At 75.2% G+C, this 25,430-nt stretch carries 23 protein-coding genes; 9 read left to right on the top strand and 14 right to left on the bottom strand.

Features of this window, described 5'->3' with window-relative positions:
• Position 1: 1 nt before the first annotated feature.
• The 3 genes from F6X51_RS23385 to F6X51_RS23375 all read right to left on the bottom strand — a co-directional run bounded on the left by F6X51_RS23385 (position 2) and on the right by F6X51_RS23375 (position 4,018).
• Entirely contained in the window at positions 2–2,146 is a 2,145-nt protein-coding gene (locus tag F6X51_RS23385) for a helicase-related protein (protein WP_150966078.1), read from the bottom strand.
• Positions 2,147–2,240: 94 nt separating this feature from the next.
• Complete coding sequence (locus tag F6X51_RS23380) at positions 2,241–2,474, bottom strand: DUF2934 domain-containing protein (RefSeq protein WP_150966077.1); 234 nt, start codon at positions 2,472–2,474, stop codon at positions 2,241–2,243.
• 101 nt (positions 2,475–2,575) lie between these two features.
• Positions 2,576–4,018: an SNF2-related protein gene (locus F6X51_RS23375; protein WP_246696981.1), complete on the bottom strand. Its 1,443-nt coding sequence runs from the start codon at positions 4,016–4,018 to the stop codon at positions 2,576–2,578.
• Between the two features lie 178 nt (positions 4,019–4,196).
• On the opposite strand from F6X51_RS23375, the gene F6X51_RS23370 reads away from it, so the two are divergent.
• The 3 genes from F6X51_RS23370 to F6X51_RS23360 all read left to right on the top strand — a co-directional run bounded on the left by F6X51_RS23370 (position 4,197) and on the right by F6X51_RS23360 (position 9,177).
• Positions 4,197–6,716, top strand: coding sequence for a type IA DNA topoisomerase (locus F6X51_RS23370; RefSeq protein ID WP_191970223.1), 2,520 nt, complete (start codon positions 4,197–4,199; stop codon positions 6,714–6,716).
• A 245-nt stretch (positions 6,717–6,961) separates the two neighbouring features.
• Complete coding sequence (locus F6X51_RS23365; protein ID WP_246696980.1) at positions 6,962–8,824, top strand: DEAD/DEAH box helicase; 1,863 nt, start codon at positions 6,962–6,964, stop codon at positions 8,822–8,824.
• A gap of 53 nt (positions 8,825–8,877) precedes the next feature.
• Positions 8,878–9,177 carry a hypothetical protein gene (locus tag F6X51_RS23360; RefSeq protein WP_150966075.1) on the top strand — a complete coding sequence of 100 codons (300 nt, stop codon included), beginning with the start codon at positions 8,878–8,880 and terminating at the stop codon, positions 9,175–9,177.
• Here F6X51_RS23360 and F6X51_RS23355 read toward each other — a convergent pair.
• The 5 genes from F6X51_RS23355 to F6X51_RS23335 are packed head-to-tail and all read right to left on the bottom strand — an operon-like array spanning position 9,174 to position 13,491.
• A complete protein-coding gene (locus F6X51_RS23355) occupies positions 9,174–9,782 on the bottom strand; it encodes a class I SAM-dependent DNA methyltransferase (RefSeq protein WP_150966074.1) in 609 nt (202 codons plus the stop codon). The genes F6X51_RS23360 and F6X51_RS23355 overlap by 4 nt on opposite strands.
• Positions 9,779–10,528 (bottom strand): PIG-L deacetylase family protein, encoded by a 750-nt coding sequence (locus F6X51_RS23350; protein ID WP_150966073.1) that lies wholly within the window; start codon positions 10,526–10,528, stop codon positions 9,779–9,781. Before F6X51_RS23350 ends, F6X51_RS23355 begins: the two co-directional genes overlap by 4 nt.
• On the bottom strand, positions 10,528–11,673 hold the full coding sequence (locus F6X51_RS23345) for an acyl-CoA dehydrogenase family protein (RefSeq protein WP_150966072.1): 1,146 nt from the start codon (positions 11,671–11,673) through the stop codon (positions 10,528–10,530). The genes F6X51_RS23350 and F6X51_RS23345 overlap by 1 nt, the downstream gene beginning before the upstream one ends.
• Positions 11,670–12,185, bottom strand: a complete 516-nt coding sequence (locus tag F6X51_RS23340) for a DNA polymerase ligase N-terminal domain-containing protein (RefSeq protein ID WP_150966071.1) — start codon at positions 12,183–12,185, stop codon at positions 11,670–11,672. The genes F6X51_RS23345 and F6X51_RS23340 overlap by 4 nt, the downstream gene beginning before the upstream one ends.
• A gap of 34 nt (positions 12,186–12,219) precedes the next feature.
• Positions 12,220–13,491, bottom strand: coding sequence for a glycosyltransferase (locus tag F6X51_RS23335; RefSeq protein WP_246696979.1), 1,272 nt, complete (start codon positions 13,489–13,491; stop codon positions 12,220–12,222).
• Positions 13,492–13,790: 299 nt separating this feature from the next.
• Here F6X51_RS23335 and F6X51_RS23330 point away from each other — a divergent pair, with 299 nt between their 5' ends.
• The 3 genes from F6X51_RS23330 (at position 13,791) to F6X51_RS23320 (ending at position 17,514) form a co-directional block, all read left to right on the top strand.
• Entirely contained in the window at positions 13,791–14,783 is a 993-nt protein-coding gene (locus F6X51_RS23330; protein WP_150966070.1) for an SMP-30/gluconolactonase/LRE family protein, read from the top strand.
• A 43-nt stretch (positions 14,784–14,826) separates the two neighbouring features.
• Positions 14,827–16,008: an SMP-30/gluconolactonase/LRE family protein gene (locus tag F6X51_RS23325; protein WP_150966069.1), complete on the top strand. Its 1,182-nt coding sequence runs from the start codon at positions 14,827–14,829 to the stop codon at positions 16,006–16,008.
• A gap of 99 nt (positions 16,009–16,107) precedes the next feature.
• Positions 16,108–17,514, top strand: a complete 1,407-nt coding sequence (locus tag F6X51_RS23320; protein ID WP_150966068.1) for a TAXI family TRAP transporter solute-binding subunit — start codon at positions 16,108–16,110, stop codon at positions 17,512–17,514.
• Here the strand turns inward: F6X51_RS23320 and F6X51_RS23315 are convergent.
• The 4 genes from F6X51_RS23315 to F6X51_RS23300 form a co-directional block, all read right to left on the bottom strand.
• Complete coding sequence (locus F6X51_RS23315) at positions 17,490–18,515, bottom strand: substrate-binding domain-containing protein (protein WP_150966067.1); 1,026 nt, start codon at positions 18,513–18,515, stop codon at positions 17,490–17,492. The two genes, F6X51_RS23320 and F6X51_RS23315, sit on opposite strands and share 25 nt — an antisense overlap.
• Positions 18,516–18,661: 146 nt before the next feature.
• Positions 18,662–19,432, bottom strand: coding sequence for an ABC transporter ATP-binding protein (locus F6X51_RS23310; RefSeq protein WP_150966094.1), 771 nt, complete (start codon positions 19,430–19,432; stop codon positions 18,662–18,664).
• Positions 19,433–19,443: 11 nt separating this feature from the next.
• Positions 19,444–20,502: a FecCD family ABC transporter permease gene (locus F6X51_RS23305; RefSeq protein ID WP_407658668.1), complete on the bottom strand. Its 1,059-nt coding sequence runs from the start codon at positions 20,500–20,502 to the stop codon at positions 19,444–19,446.
• Positions 20,499–21,620, bottom strand: a complete 1,122-nt coding sequence (locus tag F6X51_RS23300; protein ID WP_246696978.1) for an iron ABC transporter substrate-binding protein — start codon at positions 21,618–21,620, stop codon at positions 20,499–20,501. Before F6X51_RS23300 ends, F6X51_RS23305 begins: the two co-directional genes overlap by 4 nt.
• A 214-nt stretch (positions 21,621–21,834) precedes the next feature.
• On the opposite strand from F6X51_RS23300, the gene F6X51_RS23295 reads away from it, so the two are divergent.
• Together F6X51_RS23295 and F6X51_RS23290 are read left to right on the top strand one after the other, a co-directional pair.
• A complete protein-coding gene (locus tag F6X51_RS23295) occupies positions 21,835–22,770 on the top strand; it encodes a LysR family transcriptional regulator (RefSeq protein ID WP_150966066.1) in 936 nt (311 codons plus the stop codon).
• Positions 22,767–23,513 (top strand): hypothetical protein, encoded by a 747-nt coding sequence (locus F6X51_RS23290; RefSeq protein ID WP_150966065.1) that lies wholly within the window; start codon positions 22,767–22,769, stop codon positions 23,511–23,513. The genes F6X51_RS23295 and F6X51_RS23290 overlap by 4 nt, the downstream gene beginning before the upstream one ends.
• 198 nt (positions 23,514–23,711) lie before the next feature.
• Here F6X51_RS23290 and F6X51_RS23285 read toward each other — a convergent pair whose 3' ends face one another.
• Positions 23,712–23,957, bottom strand: a complete 246-nt coding sequence (locus tag F6X51_RS23285) for a hypothetical protein (protein ID WP_150966064.1) — start codon at positions 23,955–23,957, stop codon at positions 23,712–23,714.
• Between the two features lie 564 nt (positions 23,958–24,521).
• Between F6X51_RS23285 and F6X51_RS23280 the strand changes: the two genes are divergently transcribed.
• A complete protein-coding gene (locus F6X51_RS23280; protein ID WP_150966063.1) occupies positions 24,522–24,836 on the top strand; it encodes a hypothetical protein in 315 nt (104 codons plus the stop codon).
• Between the two features lie 20 nt (positions 24,837–24,856).
• Here the strand turns inward: F6X51_RS23280 and F6X51_RS23275 are convergent, their stop codons facing one another.
• Positions 24,857–25,159 carry a hypothetical protein gene (locus F6X51_RS23275; RefSeq protein WP_150966062.1) on the bottom strand — a complete coding sequence of 101 codons (303 nt, stop codon included), beginning with the start codon at positions 25,157–25,159 and terminating at the stop codon, positions 24,857–24,859.
• Positions 25,160–25,430 lie beyond the last annotated feature (271 nt).

Below are 25,430 nucleotides of genomic sequence, written 5' to 3'. Positions count from 1 at the left end.
CCTAGCGGGCTCCGGCACCGCGCCGAGACCGTCGCTCCGCCTTGCGGGTCGCGGTCTCGCGCAGATGCTGCTCGATGACGCCGTTCGCGCGGCTGCGCATCTGGCGGATCGCCTCGACCTCGTCGAAGGTTTCGGGGAAGCGACGCGACAACCAGAGATAGGCGCTCGCGAGCTTCACCGTCCGCTCCTGATAATCGAGCTGCCCGCTGAGATTCGCCCGCAGCGCCGGCACGGTGAGACGGCCGGCCCGCGCCTGCGTCCACCGCTCCAACAGGCCCATCGAGACCTCGTCGCGCCGGTCGATCGGGCAGACCGAGAAGGCGAACTTCTCCTGGATCGGCAGGCGCGCCCGGTCGACCACGCGGGCGACTTCGAGGATCTCCTCGAGCGCCGAGGGCTGGAAGGGAGACCCGGCATAGAAGGTCGCGCGGGCGAAATGCGTCAGGACCTCCGCGAGGCTGTCGGTCTGCATCTCCTGCGCCACTGAATTGATCGCGATGAAGTCGGGCCTGACGAAGAAGCGGGTATCGGCGGCGGGCGCCGTCGGCGCGCCGCCGAGAGCGGTCCGGATCGGCTCGATGCCGGTCTCGTCGGTCGCCGCGACGTAGCCGACCTCCTGGTGGCCGAAGCGGCCGGCACGCCCGGCGATCTGGCGGATCTCCGAGTTCGTCAGCGCGCGCTCGCCGGTGCCATCCCACTTGCGCACTGCCGAGAACACGATCCGCTTCAGCGGCCCGAGATTGAGCCCCATCCCGATCGCGTCGGTCGTGACGAGGACGTTCGCCTCTCCGGTGCGGAAGCGCGCGGCCTCCGCCCGCCGCACCTCGGGCGAGAGCGCGCCGTAGATCGTCGCGACGCTGTGGCCGCGGGAGACCAGGATCTCGCGATTCTCGTGCACGGCGCGGCGGGAGAAGGCCACGACGGCGTCGCCGGGCTCGACCTTCTCGAGGGGCACGGCCTCGTCGAGGAGGACGAGGGGCGTCTTGCGTACGAAATTTACAACTTCCAGTGACTCATTGGCGGCCTCGGCCGCGCGGCGCACGTAGGACAGGGCGTCGTCCGAGCCGCAGACGATCACGGTCCGGGCCGGGATGCCGAACAGCGCGTTGGTCCAGGCCCAGCCGCGGTCGGGGTCGGCGAGCATCTGGATCTCGTCGATCACCGCCACGTCGAGGGCGCGCGTCAGATCGGCGGTCTCGATGGTGCGCGCCGTATGGGTCGGCTTGTCGGCGCCGAGCACCTCCTCCCCCGTCACCATGCCGGCCGTCAGGCCCCGTTCCACCAGGGTCTCGTAATTCTCGAGGGCGAGGAGACGGAGCGGCGCGAGGTAGGTCCCGGTTCTGGCCGCGGTGAGCGCGGCGAGCGCTGCGAAGGTCTTGCCCGAATTCGTCGGGCCCATGTGAAAGATGATGCGCCGGTTGAGGTTTCGGGCCGTCCGGAACGTCTCGATATAGGCCCCGAAACCGACCTGATCGCGCAGGCGCCGCAGGCGCGAATCCTGGCGGGCCACAACCTTGGCGCGTCGCCGGACCGGGATCAGGGTGTCGCTCAGCGAGCGGGCGAGGTTCGGACCGAGGCGGAACTGGCGCGAGCGCAGCGACCGGTCCATGTGCTCGATATAGGTGGCGGCGTCGGCGCCGACCTCGCGCAGGTCCGCCAGGATGGTCTCGCGCAGCCGGTCGACGGGCTTGCGCAGGGCGCGGCTCGCCTGCGCCGAGACGGCTTTGACGGCCTCGCGCAGCCCGTCGAGGCGCCAAGTCGCGTCGTTCCGCTCGGCCATGCCGTCGAGGATCTCGGAGGCCGCGCCGTCGGGCACGGTCTCGATGCGAAGCTCCATGCGGCCGTCGTCGAGGAGCGGGATCGCCAGCCGGATGGTCCAGGCGAGGCGGTTGTCGTTCGTGGCCGCGGCCTTCAGGGCGGGCACCGCCCGGGCGATCGCGGCGACGCCGCGCTCCGCGAAAGCGCGCCGGGCCGCTATCGCCCGCAGGGCGCTGGCGACGCGGGCATCGTCGACGGTGCCGCCGAATTCGGGGAGTTCGAGGTGGGCGCGCAGGCCCTCGATGTCGACGGAGCGTGGCGGGAGGCCCAGCCGGGCGACGGCATCGACCAGAAGATCAACCGTCAGTTGAACGCGCTTGCGGGCCATCGATCCCCCTGTCGATCCCGCACCGGCCTCCCCGGGGGCGTCGGAGCGGCGACCGGAGCATCAACGCACGGCCGGTGCGCCGGAGCCAGTCCGCTCAGCGCGCGGCGGTGCTCCGGGCGCGCCGCTCCACCGGATTCTCCTCCGCCGAGGCCGTCTCGGCGCCGGCTTCCGTCGCCTCGGTCCGCTTGCGGTCGCGCTCGGCCTTCAGCTCGCGCTCGGCCAGGAGCCAGAACCGGATCTCCAGCCCCTCGGGCCGGTGATTGCGCTCCCACAACTCGTAGGCGCGCTCGCGGATCTGCTCGAAGGTGATCGGGACCGGAGGTTCCATCGGGCTACTTTCTCTGTCCGGACGGGGCGCTGGTCCGGGTGGGACCGTCCGCGGAGCGGGCGCGCCCGGCTCCGTCTCGGCGGATCCGGGGTCGCGCAGGGTCATGGACGTTCCTCGCAGGCTCTATCCATGCAATCGATGATCGTGTCGAGAAGTGCCGTATCCTCGCCCGCCATCGCGTCCATCGCCTGCATCCGCCGCACCACGGTGGCGGCGATCGCCTCCTCCACCGTGTCCTCCGCGAAGGCGTAGTAGATCGTCGCGGCCTCGCCGTCCCGGTGGCAGCGCCCCTCGATCTGGGCGAGCTGGATCGCGCTGTGGCGCATGTCGTGGACGAGGAGCGCGCGGACCCGCTCGCCCCCCGGCATCTCGTTGCGGTGGAGCGAGATCGACTCGGTGACGGTGAACACCACCGCGTCGAGGGCCCCCCCCTGGAAGGCGAGGCGGACCGCCTCGTTCTCCTCGCCGCCCTGCGTGCCGTTGATGGCGCCGACCCGCCAGCCGCGGCCCCGCAGGGTCTCGACCAGGGCGGTGCCGGTCTCGAGGAACGCCACCGAGATCGCCACCTGCTCGTCGGCCTCGAGGAGCAGTTCGGCGAAGTCGGCGCTGCCGGCGGTGCGCAGGAGGCTCGCCTTCTGGCGGAAGCGCAGATCCGCGGCCCAGCCGGCCGGACGCCGGGTGCTGCCCCCGAGGAGGCCCCATTCCCGGCGGAACTCGCGCCAGGTCGCGTCGTAGAGGCGGCGCTCGTCGCGCCCGAGGGCAGTGGGGGCGAGCTCGCGCTGGACCTCGGGCCAGCCCGCGATGTCGCCGGGGCGCCGCCGCAGCCCGATGGCGCGCGGACCCCTGTAGAGGAGGTCCGCCATCACGGCGCAATCGCGGGCATTGGCCTCCCAGGACCAGTTCACCCAGCGGCCCTTGGCGCGTCCGATCTTGAGCTGCTGCATCAGCAGGCGGAATTCCGCGAGGCTCTCGGTCGGCCGCTCGACCGCCGCGCCGAGGAGCCGCCCGAGATAGGACAGCTCGTGCGGGGCCTGCCCGGCGGTGGCGCTGAGATAGATGGAAAAGCGTGCCGCATCAGAGAGTTGCCGGCAGACGAGGCTCTGCTGGGCATACGGGTTGCGAATGCGGTGGCTCTCGTCGAAGACGACGAGAGGCCAGCTCCGCTTCAGCTGCCCGTGCTTGGCGAGCTCGTTGTTCCTGGCCCGGGTCGAGCGTCGGGTGCTCGCCGCGGGCGGTGCCATCAGCGACTTGGTGCGCTCGTAATTGAGCAGGGTGACGGCCTTCGGGGCGAGACCCGAGAGCGCGATGGTGCGGCGCCATTGCGGCATCGCGCCCTTGGGGCAGAGGATCAGCACCTCCGGCTCCGGCATGGCGGCGAGCGCGCTCCAGGCCGAGAGCGTCTTGCCGAGGCCGGTCATGTCGCCGAGGAGAAAGCCCGGCCGGCCCACCGCCCGGGCGGCCAGGATCGCGGCGCGCGCCGCGCGCTGGTGCGGGCGGGGTTCCAGGACCGGCGCGGGGGGCTCCGCCAGCCTCGCCGTGGGCACAACCTGAGATCGTGACGACATCCGCCGATCAGCCCCCTTGCGCCCGGGCGTTTCCTGGGCTCTTATCGGAACAATTCATGAACAGATGCGCGTCTTCGCGCAAGCAGCGACGTTGGATTTGATCCATGGTCCGCCGGCCCATCCTAGCCCACCCGCCCCGTCCGGGTCGCGTGACCCGATGACACCTCAGGCCGCCGATCGCCCGGCCTCCCGCCGGGCGCCGCCGCAGCGCGCGGCTGCCCGGCGGGCGGGCGGGGCGCCGCGCGCGTCCGGGCGCACGCTGTTCTTCTTCGAGAAGCCCTCGGCGATGCGCCAGCTGCAGCGCTTCTTCAAGTCGCCGGACACGGTCTGCGTCGCGGCGGAGGGGCACCTGCTGTCGGCCGAGGAGCCGGGGCAGATCCGGCCCGAATGGAAACCCTGGCGGCTCGACGCGCTGCCGATCGTGCTCGACACGATCCCGGTGGGCTACGGGGCGAACCGCTCCGGGCAATCCCATGCGGGCAAGGTCGCGGCGATCAAGCGGGCCCTCGACGGGGTCGACCGGGTGATCATCGCGACCGATCCCGGGCGCGAGGGCTCGATGATCGCCTGGGAGGTGCTGGAGCATCTCGGCTGGCGCGGCCGGGTCGACCGGCTCAAGCTCGGGGCGCTCGACGACGTCTCGATCCGCCGGGCCTTCGCGGCCCTGGCGCGGGAGCCCGATTCCGGGGAGCGCGACTACGCCGCCTACTTGGAGGCACTCTGCCGCCAATACGAGGATTACCATCTCGGGCTGAACGGCACCCGCGCGATCTCGCTGCGGTTGCGCCCGCCCGCCTTCCGCGAGCCCTGGCGCTTCGGCGGGGTGCAGACGCCGACGCTGGCGATCCTGGCCGACCTCGAGGCGCGGATCCGGGCCTTCGTGCCGCGGGACTTCTTCAAGGTGGCGCTGACGCTCGCCACCGAATCCGGCGCCGCGCTGACCCTGTGGCACGCCCCGAAGGAGCGCATCTTCGACGCGGCCATGGCCGAGACGATCCGGGCCGCCGCCGAGGGCTGGTCCGGCCCGCTCCGGGTCGAGGACCGGGACGTGCGCCGGGCGCCCCCGAAGCTGTTCTCCAAGGACACCCTGGCGCGCCGCTGCGCCAAGCGCTTCGGCTGGGACCCGCAGCGCACGGCGGGGCTCGCCCAGGACCTCTACGACCAGGGCTATCTCAGCTATCCGCGCACGGAATCCGAACACCTGCCCGAAAGCCAGACCGGCGACGCCGCCGCGATCCTCGGGGGCCTCGCGGAGGCCGCGCCCGATCTCGCCGGCCACGTGCCCGAGCCCGGCGCCCTGGTGTTCCGCCGCGGGCCGAAGGGCCATTACGTCAAGGATCCGGGGGAGCACCACGCCATCGTGCCCCTGCGCAAGATGCCCCGGCCCGGCAGCCTCGGGGCGGACCTCGCCCGGCTCTGGGACCTCGTCGCCAAGGCCTATCTCGCCGCGCACCTGCCCGACGGGATCGACGCGCGCACGAGCGTGTCGGCGGACGTCGCGACGCCGCTCGGCGGGACGCGGTTCACCGTCACCGGCTCCGTCGTCAAGGCGCCGGGCTGGCGCGCCCTCTACGGGGCGGAGGCCGAGGACGGGGCCGACACGGTGCCCGGCAAGGCCCGGCGCGACGACCCGGCGCCCCTCGGGCGCCTGCCGGCCGTGCGGGACCGGGAGGACGCGACGGCCACCGAGGCCCGGGTCGAGACCGCCGTCACGGAGCCGCCCCGCCGTATCACCCGGGGCGAGCTGCCCGTCGTGATGGGCCGCCTGATCGACCAGGTCGAGGACCCGGCGGTGAAGCGGGCGCTGGAGAACCCGGTCAACCCGAACGAGCCGAAGGGCCTCGGCACGGCGGCGACCCGCGACGCCATCCTGCCGAAGCTGCTCAAGAGCCACTACGTCGCCCTCAACACCGGCAAGGACCCGGCCATCACGGTAACGGAGGTCGGGCTCGCCTTCATGACGGCGGTGCGCCGGGTGTTTCCCGCCTACGGCGACCCGGTCGGCCGGGCGGTGTTCGAGGCGGAGCTCGCCGAGATCGGCCGGGCGGCGACCCGGGCCGAGGCGGAGCGGCGCGCCGACGCCTTCCGGCGGCGCACGCGGGTCCGCCTCGACGAGCTGATCGCCGCGATCGCGGGCTCGCCCGTCCTCGAACTCGATCCGAGCCTGGCGCCGGAGCCCGCGCGGGGGTCCGGGCCGGGCCGGGGCGGGGCCCGCGAGGTGCGCCCGCCGACCCCCGCCATGGTGGCCTTCGCGGAGGCGGTGGCGGACCGGAAGGGGCTGGCGCTGCCGCGGGACTACCGGACCCATGCGGGGGCCTGCCGCGCCTTCCTCGACCTGCATGCCGGGGCGCGTGCCCCGGGGGGCGCCGGGCCGCCCGGGGGCGAGCGGCCGCCGAGCCCGGCCATGCTGCGCTTCGCCCGGTCGCTTGCCGAGCGGAGGGGCCTCGCCTGCCCGCCCGAGACCGAGACGAGCTTCGCCGCCTGCCGCGGCTTCCTCGATGCCCATGCGGAGCGCCGAAGCGAGGGCGCGGGCCGCCCGCCGGAACGCGCGGACGAGCCCGCCCGCAAGCCGAGGGGCAAACCGGGGGGCAAGCCGGGGGGCAAGCCGGGGCGGACCCGGAGCACGCGCGTCGGCAAGACGGCGGGCCCGGCGCGGCGCACGCGCCAGGGCTCCTGAGCCCGGCCCCGCGCCCGGCCGGGGGCGGCGGGGCGCGGGGCCCGGGACCTGGGGCGGCGCCTTGAGAGCGTCGGCGCTCGCGCACGAACGCGGCGCCGCAAGGGCTTCGGGGAAAGCGTCAACCGATGGGGGGCTCGCCCCGATATCGACGGCCCGGGCCGGATCGGGCGCCGTCGAGGGATTCACAAGCCGGCCGCGTTCCGGCAGGTTGGCGCCATGGTCGTCCCTCGCAGCGTCGCGGTGTCTTGAGCACCGCGCATCCCCCGTTCCGCGCGCACCAGCGCACGCTCCGCGCCCTCGTCGCCGCGATCGCGAGCGGCGAGGCCCGGGACGTCACCGACATCCTGGCGGCGGTGACGCCGGGGGGCGGCAAGTCGCTGCTCCCCGTGATCGCCGCCGCGCACCTGATCCCGGCCGGGCGGATCGAGCGCGTGGTCTGGGTGGTGCCCCGGGACTCCCTGCGGCTGCAGGCGGAGGAGGCCTTCGCGGACCCGGTCTGGCGCCGGGCCCTCGGCCACGCCGCCAGCCTGCGCGCCGCCGACAACGAGCCGGACCCGGCCCGGGGGCTGTCGGGCTACGTCACCACCTACCAGGCGGTGGCGGCGGCGCCCGGGCTGCACCTCGCCGAGGCGCGGCGCCACCGCACGCTCCTCGTCGTCGACGAGGTCCACCACCTGCCGATGCCGGCGGCGCGCCGGGGCGAGGAGCCGGACGACGACGAGGCCGGGGCCTGGAGCCGGGCGATGCGCCCGCTCCTGGCGGCGGCGGCCTGCCGCCTCCTGCTCTCCGGCACCCTGGAGCGGGCGGACGGGCGCCGCATCCTCGGCCTGCCCTACCACCCGGCCTCCGCGGGCGCCCCGCCGATGATCGACCTCGACGCGCCGGGCCTCGCGGTGATCGGCTACTCGCGCGCGCAGGCGCTCGCGGAGCGGGCGGTGCTGCCGGTGAATTTCGGGGCCCTCGACGGCGAGGCGAGCTGGCTCGAGGGCGGCCGCGCCGCCGGGCAGTCGCGCGTCGGCCCGCACCGGCTCTCCGGCGGGGGCGTGCGGGCGACGACGCGCCCCGCCCTGTTCACGGCCCTGCGGACGGGCTTCGCCAGCGATCTCCTGAGCGAGGCGTTCCACGCGACGCGGCGGCTGCGTGCCCGGCGCCGGCGGGAGCGCGGCCTCGGGGCGGGCGAGGCGGCGCCGGGCCTCGGCAAGCTCCTGGTCGTCGCCCCCGATCAGGCGAGCGCCCGCCGCTACCTCGCGGCCCTGCGCGCCTGGATGCCGGCCGAGCAGGGTGAGCGGGACGTGCGCCTCGCCACCTCCTCGGCCCAGGACGCGGCCGGCGCCCTCGCGGCCTTCCGGCTGCGGCCCGAGCCCGCCGTGCTCGTCACCGTGGCGATGGCCTATGAGGGGCTCGACGCCCCCGAGGTCGCGGTGGTGGCGGCCCTGACCCATATCCGCTCGCGGCCCTGGCTGGAGCAGATGCTGGCGCGCGCCACCCGGGTCGACCCGCATGCGGGGCCCTATGCGGGCCAGCAGGCCCTGGTCTTCCACCCCGACGACCCGCTCTTCGCCCGCTTCCGGGCCGAGCTCGAGGCGGAGCAGGGCCACGCCGCCCGGCCGCGCCCGGATCGGCCGCCGAGCGCCCTCAACCCCGAGCGGGAGGTCTGGCGCGACGACGATCCGGGCGGGATCACGCCGCTGGAGAGCAACGCGCTCGGCCTGCGCTACGCCCTGCTGCGCCCGCGCACGCCCGAGCCCGCGCGGGGCGCCGGCGCGGCTGGGATTGCGCCTGTCCTCGTCGAACCCCCGTCGCTCACCGAGCGGGCGCTGCGCCAGCGGCTCAGCGCGCAGGTTGCCGCGCAGGCGGTGGAGGACGAGGCGAACCTGCGCCTGCCCCGCGGCGGCAGCCTCGTCCACCGCTACAACGCCGTGCTGAAGCGCGTCCTCGGCAAGGGCCGCGCCACCATGACCCTGCCGGAGCTGGAAGCGGCCCTCGCCTGGCTCGAGCGCAACCGCCTCGGCGACCACCTGCACCACCTCGAGGCCGATGCCCGCTACGCCTGGTCCGAGCGCCAGCGCCGCGGGCGCTGGATGCCGGAGCGGGTCGCGGGCCGGTGATCGCGCGCATCCCCGGGTGCGCATCCCCGGGCGCGCGACCGCGTTGACCCCGCATGGATCCCGACCGCTTCCGCGCTTCCCTCGCCGACGCCGCGCCCCCGCCGGACCTGCCCGCCCCGCTCGCCGCCCTGTGGTGGGCCGAGCGCGGGCCGGCGGGCTTCGACCGCGCCCACGCCCTGGCGCAGGAGGCGGAGGGACCGGATGCGGCCTGGGTGCACGCGCACCTGCACCGGGCCGAGGGGGATCTCGGCAACGCCGCCTACTGGTACCGCCGGGCCGGCCGGCCCGTCGCGGAGGGCCCGCTGCCGGCCGAGCGGGCGGCCATCGCCACGGCTCTCCTGCGGGCGGGCTAGGCCGCGGCGCCGCGCAACACGTCGAGGCGGTATCGCTCGGCCCGGTCCTGGCGCTCGAGAGTGGCGAAGGCGTCGGCCCCCGCGAAGTCCCGGTTGCCGGCGATGAAGAGCTCGGCCGCCTCGTCGCCGCTCAAGGGGTAGTCGGTCTCGCCGGTCCAGTGCACCAGGACGATGTCGCCGCCGGGCTCCAGCGCCCCGCGCACCCGGGCGACGAGGCGTCCGACATCGGCGGCATCGAGGTAGTAGACCACCTCCGACAGGAGGATCAGGTCGAAGCGCCCCTCGGGCCACGCGTCCGGCACCCGGCGGCACGCGAAGCCGACGTGGGGCGCCCCGGCGCAGCGGGCGCGGGCCTGGTCGAGGGCGGCCTCCGCGACGTCGAGGGCGAGGAGCGCGTCGCAGCGCGGGGCCAGCGCCCGGGTCAGGACGCCGATCGAGCAGCCGACCTCAAGGGCCGCCGCGTACCGGGCGCGGGGCAAGGCCCCGAGGGTCGCCGCGTACTTGCCGCGCTCGTAATCGCTGGTGGCGAAGCGCCAGGGGTCGGGGTCGCGGGCGTAGAGCTCGGCGAAATAGGCGGGCGTGAGGGAGTTGGCGCGGCGGCTCACGGCTCGGTCTCCGGCGGTACGTCGAGGAAGATCTCGTGAGAACCGGCAAAGCGCGCGAGCATCGCGGGCTCGAGCCGGAAGCCCTCGGGGTCGTCGGCGATCAGGTCGGTGACCTGCGAGCGGTGCGCCCGGATCGCCGCCTGCTTGGCGGCGGCGTGCGCGGAGACGTCGAGCCGCAGACCCGCGGGCTCCGGCCCGACCTCCGTCCCGGCGGGAAGGCTCCAGCCCCAGACCGGGTAGGCATGGACCCGGACCGCCCCGCAGAGCCGGCGCGCCAGGGCGACGATGCGGGCGGCGGCCTGGTGGTCGCAATGCGGGTCGTGCGCCCAGGTGACGAAGAGGGCGCCGGCCCCGCATTCCCGCGCCGTCTCCGCGATCGTGCGCGCCGCCGCCTCGGCCTCCGGCCCGGCCCCCGGGACCGCCCGGTCCGGCAGGCGCAGGAAGCGGACCCGTGCCGGGGCGAGGCCGAGGGCGGAGGCCGCCGCCAGGGTCTCGGCCTCGCGCAGATCGCGCAGGCGCGCCGGCGGATGGCTCCGCGAGTTCGGGTGCGAGCCGACGCCGTCGCTGACCACGACGAGGCGCACGGGCAGCCCCTCCGCCGCCGCCGCCGCGATGAGGCCGCCGCAGCCGAGGCTCTCGTCGTCGGGATGGGGCGCCACCACCACGAGGCCCCCGCCCCCGGTGAGGTCGCGCAGGCTGCCGACGGGCAGGCGCCCGGCCCGGGCCAGGAACGCGTCGGCCCGCATCAGGCCGCCGCCCCGGGATCGGCCCAGAGGTCGCCGGACGCCGCCCCGGCCGCCAGGACGTGGCCGGCGGCGCCGACCAGCGCCCGGTCGGGGGCGGGCTGGCGCAGGTAGGTCGCGAGGTCGCGCGCGAGGCGCTCCAGCGGGTGGTCGCGCAGGAAGCCCTGGAGGCCGACCGAGCGCTGGGCCAGCTGCAGCACCTCGAGGCCGGCGCGCTCGACGGCGAGGCGCGCGAGGTTGACATAGGCCACGACGGCGTCGGGCGCGAGCCGGTCCTCGGCGACGATCTCGGCCGCGCGGCTCACCCAGAGTTGCGCCGTCTCGGCGGCGAGCGCCCCCTCGCCGAGCCGGGCGAGCTGGTGGGCATCGACGCCGCGCCCGGTCGCCGCGAGATGGCCGCGCCAGGCGTCGAGCACCGCGTCGATGCCGCCGAGCTGGACCGCGGCGAAGCGCCAGGCGCCCCCCGAGAAGTGGGGCTGGCGGTGGTAATCGTCCGGCTCCCCGAGGATCGTCTCGGGCCCGACCCGCAGCCCCGTGAAGTCGAGGGCGCCCGTGGCCGAGGCCCGCATGCCGTGGGCGCGCCAGTCCGAGAGGTCGTGGCGCGTGTCCGGCGCGAGCGGCACGACGAGCATCAGGGGCGGCGCGCCGGGCTCGGTCCGGGCCGTGACGAGGGCGCGGGTGATCCGGCCCGCCCCCGACGCGAAGGTCTTGCGGCCCTCGAGCCGGAACCCGCCCGCCTCCGGCCGCAGCGCCAATCCCCCCTGCCCCGGCTCGGTGTTCCAGACCCCGAACAGGTGCCCGTCGCGGGCATCCCGGAACAGGGTCTCGCGCTGGGCGGCGTCGCCGTAGCGGGCGACGAGCTGGAGCGCGTTGACGTGGCCCTCGTAGATGCGGCCGAGGGCGAGGCTGCCGGCGCCGACGCGGCGCAGCACCGCCGCGAGGTCGGCCGCGCCCGGCTCCTCGCCGAGGCCGGCGCCGCCCGCGCGCCGGGGCACGGGGCCGGCGAGGAGGCCGAGCCGGGCGAGGTCGGCGACGTCCTCCGCCGGGAAGCCGCCGTCGTGGTCCTGGCCCGCGGCGCGGTCTGCGGCGCGGTGCGCGGCCTCCCGCGCAGCCGCGCGCAGGGCCTGTCCGGAATACTCGCGTCTCACCCTGTCGTATCCTTCGGTTGCGCCTGCGCGGCGATCTCCTCGACGGTGCGCCCGCTGAGGACCGAGCGCGGCTCGGCCTCCAGCACGTCCGGCGCGCCGGCCGCGCGGGCGGCCTCGTCCCGGGCCTTGATCAGCAGCCAGGCGGCCTGCCGCTCGCGCGGGCGCGGCCGCATCCGGCGCAGCTGCCAGCGGCCCTTGAGCTTCAAGCCGTTCAGCGTGAAGCCGAGGGCGCCCGCCGCGAGCGCCGCTCCGGGCTCGCCCTCCGGCTCCCAGGTGCCGCGGTCCCAGAGCAGCACCGCGCCGGCCCCGTACTGGCCGGGCGCGATGATGCCCTCGTAGAAGGCGTAGTCCAGCCCGTGGTCGGGCACCGGCACGGCGAGGCGCTTCTCGGCGGGATCGAGGCTCGGGCCCCGGGTGATGGCCCAGCTCTTCAGGACGCCGCCGAGTTCGAGGCGCAGGTCGTAGTGCAGCCGGCGCGCGGCGTGCTTCTGCACGGAGTAGGTCAGCGGCATCGCCTCGACCGGGAAGCCCTCATGCGATCCTGCCTCATCCGATGCCGCCCCCCTCCGGCGAGGGCGCGGTGCCGGCCCCGGGCGCAGGATTCCCGCGCGTCAGCGCCCGCAGGGCCGCGATCCGGGCCGGCCCGTCGCGCAGCCGCCGCGCCGTGCGGACGAGGGCGAGGAGCGCCCCGGCCCGACGGATCTGCGGTTCGAGCTCCGCGGGCGTCAGCGGCCGGTCGACGAGGCGCGGGCTCGCCGCCTCGATCGCCGCGAGTGCCGCCCCGCAGGAGACGAGGGCCCCGATCCGCTCGGCCTCCGCCCGCTTCACGCCGAGGAGGGGCGCCCACAGGATCGTCCGGGCGAGCGCGCCGCGCCCGTGCAGCCCGCGCAGGCGTCGGCGCCACAGGATGCGGAACAGGGCCCGCGGCAGGGCTTCGAGGCGCCCGTCGCAGGGCGAGGCGGGCTCGGTGCAGCGCAGGCGCATCGTGTCCGCGGCACCCCCGGGGGCGCGCCCGTCGAGCCGGCCAGAGGTGATCACCGTGAGGTCCGGGCAGTGGCGCAGCCGCGCGTCGATCGCGGCGAGCCGCGCCACGAAGGCCCGGTCCTCGCCCACCGGCAGGGCCGGCATGCCGCCGGCCCGGCGATAGGCCGAGAGGCGCACGCAGAGGGAGGCGCCGGAGGCAGTGCCGTGGCAGGGCCAGCGGTCGTGCGGGTCCGGATCGAGCCGGGCCGCGAGTTCGAGGAGCAGCGCCTCGTAGGCGCCCTCGAGGCGGCCGCGGGCGTGGAGCGCGTCGGGAAGGCGCGCGGCGTCCTCCGCGTCGAGGGCGATCCGCCCCGCCACCGCATCCGCCCCGGCGGCGAGCGCCGCGAGGTTGCGGGCGATCCAGTGGGGCGGCACCCGGCTGTCGGCGTCGGTGGTGAGGATCGCGGGCTCGGGCGCGGGCTCCGATGCGGGCCGCGGCTCCGCTTCGGCCTGCGCTTCGGTCTCGAGCCAGGAAGCCGCCGCCTCCATGGCGGCGCGCCGGGCCCAGCCGGCCTGCGCCCCCGCGAAGGTCCGCTCGACCACCCGGAGCGGAAAGGTCAGGCGCGGGCGCAGGCGCGCCACCACGGCGGCGGTCGCGTCCGTGCAGTTGTTGAGGAACAGCACCACCCCGAACGCCTGGTCCGGCGCGGTCTGCTGCGCCTGCAGGGCGAGGAGACAGGCCTCGATCCGCTCGGCCTCGTTGCGGACCGGGATCCCGACGACGGCCCGCAGCGGCTCCCGGCTCCGCCCCGCGTGGTTGAATTGGGCGGACTCGGCGAGGTCTTCGATCGGCACGCGGCACTCCAACTGTCCGCGGCGACACCGCTACGGTCCTGTCACCAACCGGGGAGCGGGCAGGACAGTTCGCGACCGACACGCGGTTTCTTCCGCGCAATTTTGTCGCCCGTGACCCTCTTGCCTCCGCGCATCGCCGCGGAGGCGTCCGGATCGTCTCCGCCGGCCCGGCGTTGGGACCGGGAGGCGGGGTCGCCAGGGCCGGCCCGAACGCACCCGCTCGAGACCACCCGCCCGAGACCACCCGCCCGAGACCACCCGCCCGGGACCCCCGCGTCGGCAAGCATGGGACGACACGCATGAGACGGCGCGACTTCCTGGCCTCCGGCCTCGCGACGGCGGGCCTCGATCTGCTCGGACTCGCGGCCCTGCCCCGCGGCGCGCAGGCCGCGCCCGTGGTGCTCCGCCTCGATCCGCGCCTCGATGCCGTGATCGACCCGGGCGCCCGGCTGGAGGTGCTGCACCGGGGCGCGCGCTGGTGCGAGGGCCTGTGCTGGGCCCCGGCGCTCGGCGGCCTCGTCTTCAGCGACGTGCGGGCGAACCGGATCGGCATCCTCGACGCGGAGCGGCGGGTGCATACCCTGCGCGATCCCTCGAACAACGCCAACGGCAACACCCTCGACGCGCGGGGCCGCCTCGTCACCTGCGAGCATCGGGGCCGGCGCGTGGTGCGGCGGGAGGCGGACGGGCGCCTGACCGTGCTGGCCGACAGCTTCGGCGGGAAGCCCCTGAACGCCCCGAACGACGTCGCCCTGGCGTCGGACGGGGCGCTCTGGTTCACGGACCCGGTCTTCGGCATCCGGCAGGCGGACGAGGGGCTGGTCGCCGAGCCGGCGCAGGCCGCCCGCCGCGTCTACCGGATCGATCCCGCGGGAACGCTGAGGGCCATGACGGACGCGGTCGGGCAGCCGAACGGCCTCGCCTTCGCGCCGGACGGGCGCGTCCTCTACGTCAGCGACGCGAGCGCGGCCCTGAATCCGGAGGCGGCGCGCACGATCCTGGCCTTCGCGGTCGGGCCCGACCAGAGCCTCGGGGCGAAGCGCACCTTCGCCGCGCTCGAATCCGGTGCCCCCGACGGCCTCGCGGTCGACGCGGCCGGGAACCTCTACGCGGCCTGCGAGGATGGGGTGCGCATCTACGCGCCGGACGCCGCGCCGCTGGGCCGGATCGCGACCCCGAAGGCCGCCGCGAACCTCACCTTCGGTGCGGACGGGCGCCGCCTGTTCATCGCCGCGGGCGACGCCATCCACGCCATCGACCTGAAGCGGCGGGCGGGCGCGCCCCGCGGCTGATCCCCGATCCCCGCACGCCCCCGTTCGCCCTCACAAGGATCCCATGCCCCTCCTTCGACGCGACCTCCTCGCCGGCGGCCTCTCCGCCACCGCCCTCGCCACCACCCTTCCGGCTGCGGCGCAGGCGCCCGCGACCCGGACCGGGGAAGCGGCGACGAGCCGCCCCGCCGGCGCGATGGAGCTGGCCCACCTCGTCCAGGCCCCCTCGACGCCCACAGGCCTCGCGATCTCGCGCGGGGGCCGGGTCTTCGTGATGATGCCGCGCTTCAACGCCGAGGTCCCGATCACGGTGGCGGAGGTGGCGCCGGACGGCTCGGTCACGCCCTATCCGAGCGCGGCGGCGAACGAGCCGGACCGGAGCCGGCCGCAATCCGCCCTGTTCCACGTGCCGAACGGCGTCTTCGACCGCGACGACACCCTCTGGCTCCTCGATGCCGGCCTGCCCGAGGGCAAGGGGCCGCCGGTGCCGGGTGGCGCCAAGCTGCTTCAGATCGACCTCGCCCGCGACGCGGTCACCCGGGTAGTGCCGCTCGAGGCCGGCATCACCCCGTCCTCCTCCCTCAACGACCTGCGGGTGGACATCCGCGACGGGCGGGCGCTCGCCTACATCACCGACCAGGGCCAGGGCGAGGAGGGCGCGCTCATCGCCGTCGACCTCGCGAGCGGCCGCGTGGTGCGGCGCCTCGACGGGCATGCCAGCACCAAGTCGCAGAAGGGCGTCGTCAAGTTCGTGGAGAAGCGCCCCGTGATGCTGCGGCCCCCGACGGGCAAGGCCCAGCCGGTGAGCGGCGGCGCCAACGGCATCGCGCTGAGCCCGGACGGGCGACGGCTCTATTACGCGCCCCTGATCGGGCGGCGCCTCTACGCCGTCGACGCGGCGATCCTCCTCGACCCGGATGCCACCGACGCGGAGGTCGCGGCGGGCGTCGAGGATCTCGGCGAGAAGGGCCTGACGGGCGGGCTGATCGCGGATTCGAAGGACCGGGTCTATCTCAGCCTGCAGGAGCACAACGCCGTCGCCCGCCGCGACCCGGACGGCACCATCACGGTGATCGCCTCCGACGAGCGGCTGGTCTGGGCCGACACCTTCTGGATCACGCCGGACCGCTGGCTCTACATCTCGGCCGCGCAGGTGAACCGCCGCCCGGAATACAACGGCGGCAAGGACGAGCAGACCCCGCCCTACGCGGTGCTGCGGATCCGGATCGACGCGGACCCGGCCTGAGCGCCTGCGACGGAATCCGCCCCGTTCGCGTTCCTGCCCGCCGCGTGCGAGACCGCGGGCGGCCCCCGCGCGGCCGGAACGAGGAACGGATCAGGTCGGATGCCCAAGCCCACGGTTCAGCGCGAGCGCGGCATCCTCGTCATCGGCCTGATCGTCGCGGTGGCGCTCGGGGCCTTCCTGTACCTGTCGCGGCCCACCACCCTGTCGATCGCGGTGGCGCCGGAGGGCGGCACCGAGCCGGCGCTGATGCGGGCCTACGCGGCGGCGCTCGCCGAGAAGCGCCTGAACCTGCGCCTCCGGATCGTGCCCTTCGACGGGGTGCGCGAGAGCGCCGAGGCGCTGCAGGCCGGCAAGGTCGATCTCGCGGTGGTCCGCCCCGACATCCTGCTCCCGGCGAACGGCCTGACCCTCGCGGTCCTGCGCGAGCAGGCGGCGCTGGTGGCGAGCCCGGAATCGGCCGGGATCGGCGCCCTGCCGGAGCTTGCCGGCAAGCGGCTCGGCACGCTCGCCCGCCGCGGGGCCGACCGGGCCGTGATCCGGGCGATCCTGGAGCCGAGCGGCCTCGACCTCCTCGACGACAACCCGGCCGGCCCGGTGCCGGAGGGATCGGTCGCCCTGGTGCCGGTCGAGGAGGGCGACCTCGCCGCCGCCTTCGCGCAGGGCCGGATCGAGGCTGCGGTGGTGCTCACCACCCCGACGAGCCCGGCGGCGCAGCGCCTCGTCGGGATCGTCCGGGAGGCGAGCGCGAGCCGGGCCGTGAGCCTGTTCGGCGTGCCGGACGTGCCGGCGGTCCTCGCCCGCCTGCCGCGCCTCCAGGCCGTCACCGTGCCGGCGGGCCTCTTCGGCGGCAACCCGAAGCTGCCGGCCGAGGACATCGCGACGATCGGCGCGTCCTACCGGCTGATGGGGCGCGCCACCCTGTCGCGCAGCGTGGCCGCGGAGGTGACCGAGCATCTGTTCGAGCTGCGCAGCGCCCTCGCCGACGGCGTGCCGGCGGCCAACGACATGGCGGCGCCGGCCTACGACACCACCGCCGCCGCCACCAGCGCCCGGCTGCCGATCCACCCGGGCGCGATCGACTATTTCGAGCGCGAGCAGCAGGGCTTCATCGAGCGCTACGAGACCTGGATCTACCTCGTGGCCTTCCTGGGCGGCGGCATCGGCTCGACGCTGGCGTGGTTGCGCCAGCGCCTGTGGCGGGCCAGGCGGGAGCGGATCGAGATCGCGACCGGGCGCCTCCTCGAGATCCGCTCGGAGGCGCGGCGCCTGCGCGACGCGAGCCGGCTCGCTCTCCTGGCCGACGAGATCGACAGCCTCGCGGCCAATATCGCCCGCTACGCCCTCAACCGCCCGACCGAGCCGCGCAGCCTCAGCGCCGCCCGCATCGCCATCGACGCGGCCCGCTCGACGGTCCAGCGGGCGTCCGCCGCGACGGGCGGCGTCGCGGAGGCGCCCCGTCAGGGGCCCGATCAGGGGCCCGATCAGGAGCGCGGGGGCGCCTTGTAGCCGGGGCTGCGCTCGGCCCGCGCGGCGACCGCCGAGACGAGACGGTCGAGGGCCTCGGTCGGGAGCGTCGCGCTCGCGGCGAGGTAGTAGGTCTCCCAGCCGATGCTGAGGAAGTGCAGGCCGAACCGCTCGGCGGCCGAGCGGGCGCCGAGCCCCGCATCGGCGGTGCCGGTGGCGATCACGGCGGCGACCGCCTGATGGGTGAATTCCTCGACGCCGTAGCCCTGGACCTCGGCCGCCGGGATGGCGTGCTCGGCAAGCAGCCGGTCGAACCAGAGCCGGGTGCCCGAGCCCTTCTGCCGGTTGACGTAGCGGGCGCGCCGGCCGGCGAGGTCCGGGAAGGCGCGGATGCCCAGGGGGTTGCCGGCGGCGAGCATCAGGCCCTGCTCGCGCTCGAACAGCGGCAGCACCCGCAGGCCCGGGTTGTCGGCGAGTTCCGCGAACGGCGGCCCCGAGGCGGAGAGGGGCTCGGCACCGAGGTGGAAGCCCGCCACGTCCGCCCGCCCGTCGAGGAGGCGCTGCACCGCCTCCTTGCTGCCGACGACCGCGACCTCGCCCTCGCCGAGGGCCTCCACCACCTCCATCAGCAGGAGGTCGTGGCTCGCCGCGAGGGCGAGGCGGCGGGGCGTCTCGGTGAAGAGCGCGGTGAGGCTCGCCTCGACGGCCCGGCCCTCGCGCGCCAGCGCCGCCGCGAGCCCGGCGGTGGCATCGCCCAGCACCTGGCGCAGCGACAATCCGAAGGGGGTCAGGGCGCTGCCGTGGCCGCGGGTCTTCTGCACGAGCTGGTGGCCGAGCGCCGCCTCGAGGTTGCGGAGCCGGTCCCAGGCGGCCCGGTAGGAGAGCTCGAGCTCGGTGGCGACGCCCTGGACGGAGCCGGTCGCCTGGATGGCGTTGAGGAGCGTCAGGACATCCGCCACCGCGACCGCGCGGCCGCCGATCCGCAGGAGGCCGCCGAGACCCAGAGCCACGCTGACGGGTCGATCGTTGGCAGGCTCGGTCATGGTCGGGTCACCGGGTCGTCCTCGGAATGCCGGGCAGCGCCCGCAGGGAGCTCGGGGCTGGAATTCGGAGCTGGAGTTCCGGGCCTGTGTTCGGGCCCCGCAACGGGTTCGGGCGCGGTTCCGTTCCGCCGAGGGTTCGCGCGGCCTCAGGGCAGCACGGGCGTGCAGACCGAGCGCTGCTGCCCGGACAGGGCCACCACCGCGACCTCGACCCCGTAGAGCCGGCGCAGGCTCTCGGGGGTGATGGTCTCTTCGGGCGTGCCGAGCGCCGCGAGGCGCCCCGCATGCAGCAGCACCACCCGGTCGGCGCACAGGAAGGCGTGGTCGGGGTCGTGGGTCGACAGGACGACGCTGAGGCCACTGCGGGCGAGCCGCCGGATCTGGGCCAGCACCTGCACCTGGTTGCCGAAATCGAGGCTCGCGGTCGGCTCGTCCATGACGAGGAGGCGCGGCTCCCCGGCGAGCGCCCGCGCCACCAGGGCGAGCTGGCGCTCGCCGCCGCTGATCTCGGTGTAGATCCGACCCGCGAGGTGCCCGATGCCGAGGCTCGCCAGCGCCGCCTCCGCCACCGCGTGGTCGGCCCGGCCCGGGGCCGCGAAGGGCCGCAGCCGGCTGGCGCGCCCCATCAGCACGACGTCGCGCACCGTGAACGGGAACAGGGCGGTGTGGGCCTGGGGCACGTACGCGATGGCGCGGGCGAGCTGCGCCCGGGACCAGCGCGCGACGTCGCGCCCGTCGACGAGGACCCGCCCGCCCCGGGCCGGCAGCAGGCCGAGCAGGGTCTTGAACAGGGTGGTCTTGCCGCTGCCGTTCGGCCCGAGCAGGCACAGCACCTCGCCGGCCCTGAGTGCGAAGCTGACCTCGGCGCCGACGATGCGGGCGCCGTACCCGAAGGCGAGGGCCTCGACCCGGAGCATTGCCTCCGCGCTCACGCCCAGCCCCGGCGGGCGGTGGCGAGCAGCCAGAGGAAGAACGGCGCGCCGATCAAGGCCGTGAGGATGCCGAGGGGCACCTCGATCGCCGCGAGGGTGCGGGCCGCGAGGTCGACGGCGAGCAGGTAGCCGGCCCCGAGGACCAGGGCGGCGGGGAGCAGGCGGCGGAAATCCGGCCCGACGAGCAGGCGGGCGACGTGGGGCACGAGCAGGCCGATCCAGCCGATCACCCCGGTGACCGAGACCGCCGCGGCGGTGATCAGCGTCGCGCTCGCGATGAAGAGCGGGCGCAGGAGCCGGGTCTCGACGCCGAGCGCCCGCGCCTCCTCCTCGCCGAGGCTCATCAGGTTCATGCGCCAGCGCAGCAGGACCAGGGGCAGCAGGCCGAGGAGGATCGCCGGCAGGATCGCCCCGACATCCCCGAGGGTGACCGCCGCGAGGCTGCCGAGCAGCCAGTAGGTGATGGCGGGCAGCTGGTTGTAGGGGTCGGCCAGGACCTTGAGGAGCGAGATCGCCGCGCCGAGCACCGCCCCGACCGCGACGCCGGCGAGCACGAGGGTCAGCACCGGGTCGTGCCGGCGCACCGCCGCGCCGACCGCGTAGACGATCCCGACGGCGCCGAGGCCGCCGAGGAAGGCGAGGCCCTGGATCGCCGCCACGGGCAGCGCCAGGAAGATGCCGAGCACCGCCCCGAGGCTCGCCCCCGCCGAGACCCCGAGGATGTCGGGCGAGACCAGGGGATTGCGGAACAGGCCCTGATAGGTCGCGCCCGCCGCGGCGAGCGCCCCGCCGACCACGAGCGCCGCCGCGACCCGGGGGAGCCGGACCTGCAGCACCACGGTCTGGGCGGTGGGGTCGACCCCCGAGACGAGCCCGAGGAGCTTGGCCCCGAGCACCGCGAACACGTCCCGGGCCGGGACCCCGAACTTGCCGACCGAGAGGGAGAGGAGCGCCAGCAGCGCCAGCGCGAGGAGCGGGCCGGCCCGCCGCGCCAGGGTCGCGAGGCGCCGCCCGGCCCCGACGCCCGCGGCTGCGGGCGCGGCGGAGCGCGTCACGGCCGGGCCTCGGCGGGCTTGCCCTCAGGGGGCTTCCCCTCGCCCGGCCGGGCGCCGGCCAGCAGGGCGTCGACCTGCGCCGGGTCGAGGGCGACGTGGTAGTAGCGCCGGTAGAAGTCGCGGGTCGCCTCAGCGAGCGGCTGCGGGAACAGGTCCGGGTAGAGGATCGCCGCGAGCCAGCGCAGGCCGATCAGCCGGTTGACCCCGGGCGGCGCGTCGAACCAGCCGAAGGGCAGCCGCGGCGTCTGGTAGATCCGCCCCGCCCTGACGGCCGCGAGGCCGCTCCAGAGCGGATCGCGCGCGAGGCCCTCGCGGAAGGCGGGATCGAGGGTCAGGATCACGTCCGGGTTCCAGGCCAGGACCTGCTCGGGAGAGACCGCGGTCAACCCGCCCTGCCCCGCCGCCGCCGCGACGTTGCGCGCACCGGCGACGTCGAGGATCTCGGTGTTGATCGAGCCGGCGAGCCCGGTCTCGAGCCCGCGCGGGCCGCGCCCGTAATAGACCCGCGGCCGCTTCTCCTCGGGCAGGGCCCCGACCTTCGCCCGCACCTCGGCGAGGATGCCCTCCGCATCCGCCGCGAGTTCCTCCGCGCGGGCCTCCTCGCCGATCAGCGCGCCGAAGCGCCGATAGGTGTCGGGGGTGGTGGCGAAGCTGCCGTCGAGGAGGATGTAGGGGATGCCGGTCTGGGCCTGGACGCGGTCGGCGAGCGAGGCGTAGGTCGGGCCCGTGGCGCCGACATCGACGATGAGGTCGGGCTTCATGGCGAGCACCGCCTCGACATTGGCGGTGTTGCCCCGGCCGGTCAGGCGCCCGTAGGCCGGAAGCTCGCGGGTCTCGGGCGCCAGGAAGGGCTTCTCGTCCGGGTGCGGAGCCCGGACCCAGCCGATCATCCGGGCCGGCGCCAGGGTGTAGATCAGGACCGAGGCGGGCGGGCCGGCGGCGAGCACGCGCGAGACCTTGTCCGGAATCTCGACCGTGCGGCCCGCCGCGTCCACGAAGGGCCGCGCCTCGGCGCCCGGGCCTGCGAGCCCGGCGAGCAGCAGGGCGAGGCCGGCGAGGAGGTGCCGCCGGAGCGCGGCGCGGGGGGCGCGGCCTTGGTCGCGGAATCGGTGCATCATCGGGGTCGGGGCTCTCCGCCGTCGGGGCGGCCGGCAGCTTAGCGTCACGCGGAGCATTCACCTATGCGGCGGGCGGACCCGAGGCGGGGCGAGACCGCGCCGATCCGCGTCCCGGCCGTAACAGCATCGGACTTCATATTGAAGCGCCCGCAGCATCATTCTACCACAGATGACCTCGTGACCCGCACGGGAACCGGATCCGTACTGCGTCGCCGTGATCGACAAGCTCGACTTCCTCCTCGCCCTCTCGCGTGAGCAGCATTTCGGCCGCGCGGCCGAGCTCTGCGGCGTCACCCAGCAGACCCTGTCGGCGGGGGTGAAGAGCCTGGAGGATCGCCTCGGCGTCCGGCTGGTGCAGCGGGGCTCGCGCTTCCAGGGCTTCACACCGGAAGGCGAGCGCGTCCTGACCTGGGGGCGCCGCATCGTCGCCGATGCCCGGGCCATGCGGGAGGACGTGGCGACGCTGCGGCACGGGCCGGCCGGGCACCTGCGCATCGCCGCGATCCCGACGGCGCTGCCGATGGTCGCCTCCCTGACGACGCCCTACCGGGCGCGCTACCCGGACGTGCGCTTCAGCGTGGAATCGACCACCTCGACGGCGATCTTGGCCCTCCTCGAGAATCTCGAGGCGGATGCCGGCCTCACCTACCTCGACAACGAGCCCCTCGGCCGCGTCACCGCCGTGCCGCTCTACCAGGAGCGCTACCGCCTGCTGACCGCCGCGGGGGGCGCCTATGACGGGCGCGCCCACGTCACCTGGGCGGAGGTGAGCCGCATCCCCCTGTGCCTGCTCACGCCGGACATGCAGAACCGGCGCATCATCGATCAGCAATTGCGCGCCTCCGGCAGCGAGCCGGCGCCGACCCTCGAATCGAACTCGATGATCGTGCTGATGACCCATGTGCGCACGCTGCAATGGGCCACCATCATGCCGGCGATCCTGGCCGACACGCTGGGGCCGATGCAGGGCGTGCGCGCGATCCCGATCGTCGCCCCCGACATCTGCCACACGATCGGCCTCGTGGCGCCGAAGCAGGAGCCGGGCACCCCGATGGTCTCGGCCCTCGTCGGCATCGCCCGGCGTCTCGCCCGGACCCTCGCGGGCGAGACGGTCGAGGCCGACCTGCGGCAGGGGTGCCTGGTCGGATGAACTACACGCTCCTGCGCTCCGGAGATCTCGTCTCCCGCCGCACCGAGCCGCCGGGCGACGTCGCGGACCGCCTCGGCCCGGACATCGCGCCGCGCGGCGCCTCGCGCCTGCCCTGCGGCTGGGTGCGCGACGGCGGCCTGCGGAGCTTCCGCAGCGAGCCGGCCCATGCGGGCCGCTCGGCGGCGGCCCTCAAGATCCTGCTCGCGGTGGCGCTGATGGCGGAGGCGGACGAGGCCGGCCCCGAGCCGGTGGCGGCGCTCCTGTCCTACGCGCAGCTCACGGCGCTCGCCGGCCTGTCCTCGCCGGTGCTCTCGGCCGGAAAGCGCCTGCTGACGGCGCAGGGGCTCATCGCGGTGACGCATGAGGGCCAGGGCCGCCGGGTCCGCTACCGCCTCACCGACGCGCCCGGCCCGCCCCGCTACGCCCGGATCGCGCACGCGCCCCTCGACCGCGACGCCCCGGACTTGCGGATCGCCGACCTGCACCGCTTCACCAGCCGCTACGCCCGGGACCTCAACGCCCTCAAGCTCTACGTCCTGCTGGCGGCGCTCGCGGACCGGCGCGGCACGGTGCAGAACCTCAGCTGCGCCGACATCGCGGCGCGCACCAACATGTCCGAGACCAAGGCCCGCGAGGCCATCGAGTGCCTCGACGCCGAGGGGCTGGCCCGGGCCCGCGAGACCGACTTCCGGCTGGTGCCGGGGCGGATCGCGCACAGCTTCACGATCCGGCCGCTGCGCTGAGCTCATACCCCGCGGCGCTCCTGAAGCCTCACAGCGACCCGGCGGCGCTCGCGAGGGTCGCGTGCTGGCGGAGCGCGTCGGCCTGCTCCTCCTGGCGCTCGAAGGCGGCGAGTGCCGGGCCGTCGAGGCCGCGCTCGGGCGGGCACGGCAGGGCCTGGCGGGTGCCGGCCCCGAACGCGGCCCGAGATCGGCCCCGCGTCAGACTTTCCGGGCCATGCCGGAGCCCGCATGCACGGCGCGGCGCCCTCCCCCGCGCCGGGAGCGCGTCCGGTCCCGCCAGGCCAGGATACGGCTCGCCACCCGGTCGAGCAGCCACAGGGCAGCGCTGACGATGATCGCCAGCGTGCAGACGCCGCCGATCAGGACGCCCCAGATTCCGGGCGCCGGAATGATCATGAGGCATAACAGCCCGAACGTGGCGACCCCGGGAATCCACTTAGCCATCGTGCCGCTCGACCTGAGGAAAGTCGGCTGACATCGTGCATGACGGCTATGATCAAGATCTTAAAACCATCATGGATCGGGCGAGCGAATTTGAATACAGAAATGATAGTTTTCGCGCGTCGGTCGACGGATTGCCTGTGATGCCGGTCCGCTCGAAACGTCAGCTCAGGACGCGCCGAATACGATACAATGCCGGTGATGATCGATATCACGACCGTCATCGGCAAAGATCGCGCCCCGCGGATGCCGACTTGCTCGACGATCGCTTGTGCCAAGACTGGCGGGCAGAGCATCCCGACATCTGCCCGCCGCTCTCCGCACGGCAAAAAACAACCCGCCGCGGCGGGAGAGACGCCGGGCGGGCCGAAGGTTCAGAAGGAACGTTCCCGATGGGAACGGCGCCAGACTACGCGGGCCCGGGCCCGGTGCAATCGACCATTGGTCGAATAGGCCGCGGGTCTGCCGCACACGCCGATCGCCCGGTCGCCAGGACCGGATCTCCGCCCTTCCCGGCTCCGAAAAACTACGTAGTATGACTGCATAGCCGGACCCGGACGGTGCAGGATGCTCTTCGACGAACGCCGCAACTCGGACCTCCTGTTCAGCGCCGCCGACGAGCGCTGGCGCGCCGAGGTGATGCGCCGCTTCGGCGGAGGGCGCGGCGGCGCCGATCCCGGCGCGGCGCTCCACCGGGGCGAGCCCGGCAGCTACCTGCGCAAGACCTTCGACGCCCGCGAGCGCACCTATCGCCGCTGGCTGCAGGTGCGCGGCCTCGGGGATTTCCGGCTCTGCGCGCCGGCGCATCGGCCGGAGCCGTTGGATTTCGTCGCCCTGTTCGTCGGCCGGGTGCCGCACCGCCACCGGCCGGACTGGCACTGAGCCGGCGCGCCGGCCGCGCCTCAGCGCAGCGCCTCCCCCGGGGTCGGCTCGGCCGCGGCGGCGCCGGGCTCGGGCGCGGCCGGGGTCGCCGGGCGCATCTGCGCGGCCCGCTCCATGAGCGCGCCGATCAGGCGCAGCGCCTCCTGCCGCTCGGGCGCCCCCGCCGGTCCGGCCAGGAAGGGGCCGAGGGCGATCCGCGACATCTGGCCGCCCGAGGCCGGATTCGCCTCGTGGAGCACGTAGACATCCGCCACGTCGGCGCCGCGGCAGAGCGACCAGCGGTCGCCGTTCTGGCTCGCGTAGAGCGGGTGCGTGATGGTCATGGGCGGGCGGTTGCTCCTGCGGGAGGGGGGCGCCGGGGTGAGGCTGCGGCGCGGGACACCCCATCGAGACGGGTCAACGCGCGGCGGGGCGGATCGGTCGACGGGCCACCCGTGTCCGGGCGCCGGACCACCCGAATCCTGGGGACCGGGCCGGCGCGGCCGGAACCCCGCCGCGCCGGTCGCGCGTTCCTGCAGCCCGGGAGATTGGTCGCGCGGAGCCCCCATTGGCCGAACGGAAGCAGCAGGCACGGACGGATTTCGAGGGCGAGAC

This window comes from Methylobacterium planeticum, assembly GCF_008806345.1.
Lineage (GTDB): Bacteria > Pseudomonadota > Alphaproteobacteria > Rhizobiales > Beijerinckiaceae > Methylobacterium > Methylobacterium planeticum.
The sequence above is the reverse complement of the archived record's forward strand: the minus strand, read 5'-3'. Positions and strand labels throughout refer to the sequence as shown.